The 9459-nt window shown below is 44.6% G+C and carries 8 protein-coding genes; 3 read left to right on the top strand and 5 right to left on the bottom strand.

The features are described from left to right. The first annotated feature begins 89 nt into the window (after positions 1-89). Together A3763_RS17715 and A3763_RS17710 are read left to right on the top strand one after the other, a co-directional pair. The gene (locus A3763_RS17715) at positions 90-746 is read left to right on the top strand and encodes an HAD family phosphatase (RefSeq protein ID WP_068509045.1); all 657 of its coding nucleotides are present in this window, start codon (positions 90-92) and stop codon (positions 744-746) included. Beyond that, positions 715-1725 (top strand): imelysin family protein, encoded by a 1011-nt coding sequence (locus tag A3763_RS17710; protein ID WP_068509043.1) that lies wholly within the window; start codon positions 715-717, stop codon positions 1723-1725. The genes A3763_RS17715 and A3763_RS17710 overlap by 32 nt, the downstream gene beginning before the upstream one ends. A 29-nt stretch (positions 1726-1754) precedes the next feature. Here the strand turns inward: A3763_RS17710 and A3763_RS17705 are convergent, their stop codons facing one another. Then, positions 1755-2957, bottom strand: a complete 1203-nt coding sequence (locus A3763_RS17705; protein ID WP_068509041.1) for a class I SAM-dependent rRNA methyltransferase — start codon at positions 2955-2957, stop codon at positions 1755-1757. A gap of 172 nt (positions 2958-3129) precedes the next feature. Between A3763_RS17705 and A3763_RS17700 the strand changes: the two genes are divergently transcribed. Further along, entirely contained in the window at positions 3130-3996 is an 867-nt protein-coding gene (locus A3763_RS17700) for an HDOD domain-containing protein (protein ID WP_068509039.1), read from the top strand. A gap of 85 nt (positions 3997-4081) precedes the next feature. On the opposite strand, the gene gspD is transcribed toward A3763_RS17700, so the two are convergent. From gspD to groL, 4 genes are all read right to left on the bottom strand, one after another. Further along, on the bottom strand, positions 4082-6061 hold the full coding sequence (gspD, locus tag A3763_RS17695) for a type II secretion system secretin GspD (protein ID WP_231872239.1): 1980 nt from the start codon (positions 6059-6061) through the stop codon (positions 4082-4084). Positions 6062-6117: 56 nt separating this feature from the next. Then, on the bottom strand, positions 6118-6975 hold the full coding sequence (locus A3763_RS17690) for a type II secretion system protein N (RefSeq protein WP_197469962.1): 858 nt from the start codon (positions 6973-6975) through the stop codon (positions 6118-6120). 13 nt (positions 6976-6988) lie between these two features. After that, a complete protein-coding gene (gspN, locus tag A3763_RS17685; RefSeq protein ID WP_068509035.1) occupies positions 6989-7756 on the bottom strand; it encodes a type II secretion system protein N in 768 nt (255 codons plus the stop codon). A 279-nt stretch (positions 7757-8035) separates the two neighbouring features. Next, on the bottom strand, positions 8036-9459 hold a 1424-nt coding region (gene groL / locus A3763_RS17680), incomplete at its 5' end, for a chaperonin GroEL (protein WP_068760266.1).

Genomic DNA, 9459 nt, shown 5'->3' with positions numbered 1-9459 from the left:
GATGATCTGATATGATTTTCTATTCATCGAAATCGACCCTTTGTGATTGGTCGTTATTTAGCATAAAACACTCTCGGGGGAGTACATAAGTGGCACTGGCAATTTTCGACTTAGACAACACATTAATCGCGGGTGATAGCGACCATGCCTGGGGCGAATTTCTCGTCGAAAAGTCTATTGTCGACGCTCAAGTTTACAAAGAGGCCAATGATCAATTTCTTTTGGATTACCAAAATGGTGAACTCGACATCCTCAAATACCTGTCATTCGCGCTTCGCCCACTCGCCGCACATCCGACAGAGCAACTGCTGAAATGGCGAGAAGAGTTTTTTCTGGAGAAAATCAAACCACTTATGCTTGATAAGGCAATCAAGCTTGTTGAAAAACACAGAGCTGCCGGAGATACTCTCCTGATTATTACCGCCACAAACCACTTTGTTACTGAGCCTATTGCTCAGGCTTTTGGCATTGATACACTGATAGCGACCCTTCCCGAGCAAGTCGACGGTCGATATACAGGCAAGGTAAGCGGCACACCCAGCTTTAAAGAAGGGAAAATTACGCGTTTGAACGAGTGGTTAGAGACGAATCACCATACACTCAAAGGTTCTTTTTTCTATAGCGATTCACATAATGACCTGCCTTTATTAAAGCTGGTCAGCACGCCAGTCTCTATCGACCCGGATGACACCTTAAGAGAATATAGTGAACAAAATGGCTGGCCAATACAAACTCTCAGAAGCTAAGAAAAAAGACATGATCAGGGGCTTATTCACCACTTTCTGTTGTTTAGCGCTATTCGGCTGCAGTGAACCCTCAACGCCAGATATCACATCCAGCAAAACAAGCTCAGCAATAAACAAGCAATCGTCAGATATTGGCAACCGTCAAATCGCAACACTCTCCACCTCTTTGATCGACCAAATGGTTAAAGAGAGTAATCGATTACTTACTGAAACCAGCAACGCAGCCGCTAAGCTACAAAGTTCTATCGACAAACTAACGACTCAGCCATCGAAAGAATCTCTACAGGAAGCTCATCAGCAGTGGAGTCTAGCTCACGATACATATATCTCGACTAGACTTCTTAGACAATGGCTAAAAAGCCTGAACATCATACATCCGGTTTTGGATGTGACTCTCAGCTCTCCTGAACTCGTTCATACGAACCACAACCGCATTGATCAGTACCCTTTGATTCCTGGCTATTTAGATAAGGTCCAAGGCTACCCGCTAAGCGGTTTAATTCACTCTGAAATCGAATTGACCAAGGATAGCCTTAATCAGGAGCATTTACTCGGAGATTCTGCCTATGTTGCCTTAGGCTTTCATGCTTTAGAGTTTATGCTTTTTGGCGAGAGTGGAAACCCGAGAATCGTTGCAGACTTTTCAATCGAGAACACTAGCAAAAGTCAGAACCAAAGCGCCAAGCGTAGAGCAAAATACCTCAAACTCCTAAGCAAACTGCTCAAACAAGATATCGAAGCTTTTAGCGTTTCTTGGAACAGGCTCGATGGCTACTATCCAGCAGCACTTGCCACCATTCCTGAAGAAGAACTCAGAGCATCACTTCGTCAAATTGCTGAAGTAGAACTCGAAGCCTGTCGGCAAATTCAAATGCTGATCGGCAAGCAAGCTATGCACGATACCAAGAGTAGTATCGCCGCAAGAATAAGCCTTGCAAATCGCGTCATTGAAACACTAGAAAGCACGAGACAAAACTAAGCCCTGCATCGCACTTTCATTTAATCAAACTACGATGCTGGCAAAACTCTGACGAAAATTGATTTCAGGTATTCTGTTTCCGGAATTACTGGCAGTATTGGGTGATCTGCACCTTGGCCGCCCTGCTCAATTACTTGTAAGCGCTTTTCCAAAGTCTGGCCACTTACCGCAATAGCTTTCATCAAGGCTTCTCGCGAAAGGTGCATAGAACACGACGCAGAAACCAGTAAACCATCTTTTTCTAGCAGGCGCATCGCAAGCTGATTCAAACGTTGATAAGCAATCTCACCCGCTTTCTGGTCCTTACGCTTAGGAATAAATGCTGGTGGATCAGCGATAACAACATCAAATTTCTCACCTTCAAGCTTCAACTGCTTGCACACGTCAAAGACATCACCCTCAATACAACTTACCTTGTCAGACAAGTCATTTAGTGCCGCATTCTTCTCAACGTAATCAAGCGCCATTGAAGAGCTATCTACACAGGTAACCGACTCAGCCCCAAATGCAGCGGCTTGAACTCCCCAACCGCCCACATAGCTATACAAGTCCAGCACGCGCTTACCTTTAACATAGTCTTTTAAGCGCGCCCGATTCATGCGGTGATCATAAAACCAGCCTGTTTTTTGCCCCTTCATAACTGGTGCAAGAAAACGAACACCGTTCTCTTCCAGTTCGGCGTCTTCAAGCTCCTCTCCCATAGCAAGCGAAACATAGGACTCGAGATTCTCGGCAGATCTCATCTTGCCATTATTTTTAAACAAAATCGTTTTCGGTCGACAAACCTTCTCAAGTGCCGAAACGATTTCATCCTTTAAAGACTCCATTCCAGCACTCGAAATCTGAACAACAAATACGTCTTTAAAGCGGTCAATCACCAGGCCAGGCAACATATCACTATCACCATAAACCAAGCGATAAGAATTCCCATCAAAGGCTTGCTCTCTGAGGGACAAAGCGATCTTTAACCTGTGCCTGAGCAAAGACTGGTCCATTGCCTGTGCAGGGTCCCGGCTAATCATTCGACCAGCGATGAGTGATGCAGGAGAAATAAAAGCCCGGCCAATCGCTTTACCCGCCTGGTTGACCACAATAGCTTGTTCGCCTGGCGCAAACTGTTTTAAGGGACTTTGCTTGGTATCAATCTCATTGCTATATATCCAGAGGTGACCCTGTTTTAGTCTCTTGTCAGCCCCTTTATTCAGGCAAAGCGTTTTAGGCTGGTCAGTCATCGTACACCTCTCGATATTTTAGTTAGCTTGAATTGGGCGGCAGTATATCAAGCAAGCCGATTTAGGCCCATTTTTATTCTGCTCATCGTTAGCTTATTTCTCAATTCATCCTACAATTACTAGGTTAATTATCAGTATTTGTAATAAAGCAAGTCACAGGCAGCAGCAAATTATGAGCAACCAACTCACCGAAGCCCAGGTCAAAAAAATTCTTCAAGGCATTCATGTACCTCCACAACCCCAGATTCTTGTGGACTTACAAATGGAACAGATCATGCCGGCCCCGGATATTCAACGAATAGCCAATTTAATCGCGAAGGATGTTGGCTTATCCGGCACCATGCTGAAATTTGTTAATTCACCATTTTATGGTCTGGCAAATAAAATCACCTCCATTGAGCAAGCGGTATCACTACTGGGTATTCATACCGTTATTAATATCTTGAATGGCCTGGCAATCAAAGGTGAAATGTCAGATGAAGCCATCATTGAATTAACCTCTTTTTGGGATACCGCAAACGACATAGCGATGGTCTGCGCAGCGGTTGCCAAAAAAGTCGGCTACCGCACGCCAGACGAAGCTTATGCATTAGGCTTGTTCCATAATGCGGGTATTCCTCTCATGCTTTCACGCTTCGATGATTATATCACCGTCATGGAAAAAACTTATTCCGGCCAGCATGAGCGAGTCATTGACTTAGAGAATGAAAAATTCAACACCAATCACTGTGTCGTCGGTTATTTCACCGCCAAGTCATGGAACCTCCCTGAGCATATCTGCCAAGTTATTGCCGAACACCATAACACCAAGCAAGTGTTTGCAGTTAAAGACGGCAAAAACCAGCAGCAGAAAACCTTGCTGGCAGTTCTTAAACTGGCTGAGCATATTTGCGGAAACTACAAAGTACTTGGCCTACAAGATAGCGACCCGGAATGGGAAGATAGCCAAGATGACATATTAGAATACCTAGGCTTAACTGCTTACGATATCGAAGACCTTAAAGTAGGTTTCATTGAAATGGGTGTCACCGTTTATTGAACAAGAGTCTTTAAAACAAAAAAGGGAGAGTCTCTGACTCTCCCTTTTTTATTCAAGAAAATAAATACTCAGCCTTTGAAGGCTTTTACTTAACCTGCATGCCTTGGTATACGCTATCAAGCTGAGGTTTAACTAAATCTTCAGTATCTTCACCATTGCTTTCCTTGATCGCCAAGTTCAAATTCCATAGCTGATCAAACTTCTCAACGGCAACAGCCTTATTGGCCGCTTTATCACGTAAAATCGTTGGTTTTAGGAATACCACCAAGTTCTGCTTATTTACAACCTTCTGAGTACTTCTAAATAAAGCACCTAACCAGGGAATATCACCCAGCAATGGAACCTTGCTTTCTTGGTAAGTTTCGTCATCACGAATTAGGCCGCCCAGAACAATAGTCTCGCCATCATCAGCCAGAACATTCGTCTTAATCTGACGTTTCGAGGTAATAATATCGGCTCCAGCCGTTGACGGAGAAACGCCTGATATTTCCTGTTCAATTTCCAAACGAACTAAATTGCCATCACTGATACTTGGCGTCACAATCAACTTAACACCGACATCCTGACGCTCAATCGTAGTAAACGGGTCCGACGTTCCAGCACCGGAAGAAGTAGACTGACCTGTGATAATTGGAACATTCTCACCAACAATGATAGATGACTCCTGATTATCCATGGTTATCACTTTAGGTGTAGAAAGAACATTTGCGCTAGCATCACCTTCAAGCGCCTGGATCAGGCCACCCCAGCTTACACCACTTTCACTTGTTCGCCCAAAACCTGCGGTAATACCATCACTCGCACCAATACCTGAGACGTTAAGATCACCATCATCACTGCTATCTTGCGCGATCAACGCTGACAATACATTCGCCGTCGCAATTCCCGCATCAGAGAAGTTTGTAAATACACCTGGAACCGATGCACCCTGATCATACAAGGCCCACTGAATACCAAGTTTGTCATTCAGGTCATCTTTAATTTCAACTATCGCAGCCTCGATCAGTACCTGAGCTCGGCGAACATCAAGTTGCTCAATGACACCATCGAGCTCCTGAATCACTGAAGGTTCTGCTCTAATAACCAGCGCATTCAAACCTTCATCAGCATAAACACTCGCTTCTGAAGATTGGCTTTTACCCTTACCCTTAGCACCCTCACTACTAATATCGCCCATTAGCCCCTTTAACAACTCAGCTAACTCTCCAGCATCCGCATGTTTAAGTCGGACTACCTTGGTTTTACCACCCGTGGATGAAGGTTGATCCAGTTTGGCTATCAACTCTCGCATTTTCTCCCGGAATGCCTCATCGCCTCGAAGGATAAGCCGATTGCTGCGCTGATCTGCAACAACACTAAATTTATTGCCGCCACTTTTTCCTTTAGCTTTACTCAGCTCGCTAGGTGCTAACTCTTCTAAGAGCTTTACCATATCACCAACCCATGCTTCTTTAAGCTGAACAACTTCAAGTTCATATTTAGAAGGGCTATCCAGCTCATCAATAATCTTACTAATTCGTTTTATGTTCGCCAGGTGATCACTAATAATCAAAGCATTGGCAGCTGCGACACCCGCAAGGTGTCCATATTTTGCCACCATCGGTCTAAGAATCGGAACCAACTCTAAAGCACGAGCATTGTTAACCTGAATTACCCGCGTAACGATTTGCTCTGATGGTACCTTTTTCAAAAAACGATCGTTCTGAGCACTCTGCTTGGCATCATTTTGTCTGACAATCTTGATCACTTCCTGGCCAGGTATCGCTGCAAAGCCATGCACCCCCAAGACGGATAAAAACATTTCGTAAACAGCAGATTTATTCATTGAAGCATTAGAAATAACCGTGACCTTACCCTTAACTCGAGGGTCAATAACAAAGCTATAACCTGTTATATCGGCAACCTGACTAACAAATGCTCTGACATCCGCATCCTTCAGATTTACCTTCCAGGTTTGCTCCTCACCGAAGGCACTCCCGCTAAATACCAGCGCGGCACAAACAACCAAGTGCACCAACCTGAGACGGACCATACTGAACATGTTCTTTCCTAATGTAGACTTCATAACAATCACTTTACACTTAAGTCATTTGCATTACTGGGCTTGAGCCCGCAATTTTTTTATCTCAAAGGGTAGTTAATATAAAAGCTGGCGCCATCTCGCATCACTTCTACTTCCAAACTACCTTGCTCATAGAGACTTTTCATTAACTCTTTATCGCGCTGAATATCACCAAGGTTATGACCATTCACCGAGCGTATCACATCACCCTTGTTAAGATTTAGCCCCGACAACATTGGGTTTCCACCTTGGTAAACATACCCCTCTGAAGAAGCTTTCAGCCCAACTGAGCCCAATGCAGCGACAGGATCTTCCTGTAAGCGCTCTGCAGCCTCATCCATAAATTGCTGAGGCGTTTCTACTGATTCCACCCTTGCTCTTCTTTTCGGCTGGGCTTTAACCGGCGTTACCTTAGAAAAACTGCTACTGCCTTTGATGCTCTTCTTTTCTTCAAAAGCCAAAGTTTCTAGCCTTCCGTTACGCCTCAAGAGAATACGATCACTATATACCTCTTCCAAAGTGGCCCTGCCTGGTAGGGCATCACCTATGCCATAGTAATCCGCCTTCTTGCCAATCTCTTCTACTATAGCACCCGATGCGCCAGCCTGCTCTGACATAAAAACACCTTTTAATGCTAACCTTAAGCTGGTCTTAGGCGCTTCTTTTGGTTTATCCTGCTTTTTAACTACCTGTTTTCCTACTTGTCCGAATAAATGATAGTCAGCTAACCTGGCATCTCGCCCCTGGCTTTTCTTAGCTGTAACAACTTTATTCTGAGGCAACACTAAAGCGCGCTCATCCGAAGAAGCCAGTGAATACCAAAACACTCCAGCCCCCAGATAAGCGACATAAACAAGCAAAGTCACAGCCAACAGTGACTGAATCCTAGCAATTGTTCCTGACCCTAGCGTTATCAAATTATTCACCAGCCTAATAAATTTTCTTTTTCACTTTAAACACGACATCTTCTTCTTTGGAGTTTTGGGGCCAATGCTCATCAGCCAAATCCAATAAGCGTCTTTTCACTTTAACTAGCGCTTCACCCTCTGGGCTCACCGTCGCTTCAATGACATCAAACGATCCGCCACTATCACGAACACCTGCTTTTATTTCCCCAGTTTCGCTAGTTTCTATCACCCCCCTAAAAGGAGGAAAGCTACGTTGATGTATAGCGCGTTGAGCAGGATAGGCAATATCGCCACCAGACCACGAGATCATACCTGCAGCTGATCGCAGCATATTATCTTCAGCTAGCAGCTGTATATCCTTTAACAATAGCTGACCATCCAGGGTGACTCGTTGCGCCCTCAGCGCTGGGCTTAGCATAGATAAGTCTAGGTCACCACGAGAAACCGTCACAGCGATGTCAGACATGCCCACCGTAATCACAGCCTCCAATTCGCCCGCTTGGCTATCAATATCAAGCTTAACGGGAAGTGATAAGGCATATAGTTCAGATAATTTCACATTCCAATCAACTATTGAGGCAATGCCTTTATACTGAACCAAAGCACGACCATCCCAGATAGTCCCCTCAATGCCTTTTACCGAAACACCAACAGAGCGAAGAGAATTAGTTACAGAAGGATCAGCCTCTACAACTCCCTCCCAAATCACACGCGCTGGAGCCTTAGCCAGCACAAAAACGCTAAAGGCCAATAAGAAAACAAGAAGATACAGAATTGTTTTTTTCAACACGCGTAAAGACCAAGTCCTATTATCTGACCCACTTCAGTACAAGAGATACTGAAAACTACCGAGAACCTATCATGCTTATATACCTAAGCCGCCCGGTAGGGAGCCTACTGCTCTAAAAAGCGACCAATTACAGACTATTTAATATGATAAATCTACCTTTATTAACGGTTTTTCATACCTTTGCAGGGTTTTCTTGAGACATGCCTCAAGTACTTAGCCCCAAACGCAAGAAACCCGGCAAAAGCCGGGTTTCTTAATCACAAAGCGTGAAAGGCTGGATTACATCATTCCACCCATGCCACCCATGCCACCCATATCAGGCATAGCTGGTGCTGCTGCACCCTCTTCTACGATATCGGTAACCATGCATTCAGTAGTGATCATCAAACCAGCAACAGAACCTGCTGATTGAAGCGCTGTACGCGTCACCTTAGCCGGATCAAGAATACCCATTTCCAACATATCGCCATATTCACCCGATGCAGCATTGTAACCAAAGCTACCTTCGCCCTGCTTAACCTTATCAGTCACGACAGAACCTTCGCCACCGGCATTCTCAACGATTTGACGCATAGGTGCTTCCATTGCGCGACGTAGCAAGTTAATACCAACGTTTTGATCTTCGTTATCACCTTGAAGATCTTCAATCGCTTGTAGAGCACGAATCAATGATACGCCGCCACCTGCAACAACACCTTCTTCAACGGCTGCACGAGTAGAGTGAAGCGCATCTTCGACACGAGCCTTCTTCTCTTTCATCTCGACTTCAGAACCAGCACCTACTTTGATTACCGCAACACCGCCAGCTAATTTAGCTACACGCTCTTGAAGCTTCTCACGATCATAGTCTGAACTGCTTTCTTCGATTTGCTTACGAATCTGGTTAACACGCCCTTCGATTTCTGCAGCTTGACCTGCACCATCGATAATCGTCGTATTTTCTTTACTGATGTTAACGCTCTTCGCTGTACCCAAGTTATCAATTGTTGCGGTTTCTAGAGACAAACCAACTTCTTCAGAAATAACCGTACCACCCGTTAGAGTAGCGATATCCTGTAGCATTTCCTTACGACGATCGCCAAAGCCAGGTGCCTTAACCGCTGCCACCTTAACAATGCCACGCATGTTGTTTACAACTAGAGTCGCTAGCGCTTCGCCTTCGATATCTTCAGCAATGATCAATAATGGCTTGCTTGCTTTAGCAACACTTTCCAGTACAGGAAGTAGCTCACGAATGTTAGAAACCTTCTTATCAACCAATAATATAAATGGGCTCTCAAGCTCTGCACTCATATTGTCCTGATTGTTGATAAAGTAAGGTGATAAGTAACCACGATCGAACTGCATACCTTCAACAACGGCTAGCTCATCTTCGAAGCCACTACCTTCTTCAACAGTGATAACACCTTCTTTACCTACTTTTTCCATCGCTTCAGCAATGATGCTACCAACAGAGCTATCGCTGTTTGCTGAGATTGTGCCTACTTGAGCAATCGCTTTAGTATCTTCACATGGACGAGCAAAGCCTTTAACCGCTTGAACTGCAACTTGCACACCTTTGTCGATGCCACGTTTCAGGTCCATTGGGTTCATACCCGCAGCAACAGCCTTCAAACCTTCGTTAACGATAGACTGAGCCAAAACTGTTGCAGTCGTTGTTCCATCACCCGCAGCATCATTAGTTTGTGATGCAACTTCTTTTA

The organism is Oleiphilus sp. HI0128 (genome assembly GCF_001635365.1).
This window is presented reverse-complemented; position numbering and strand designations above follow the sequence as displayed.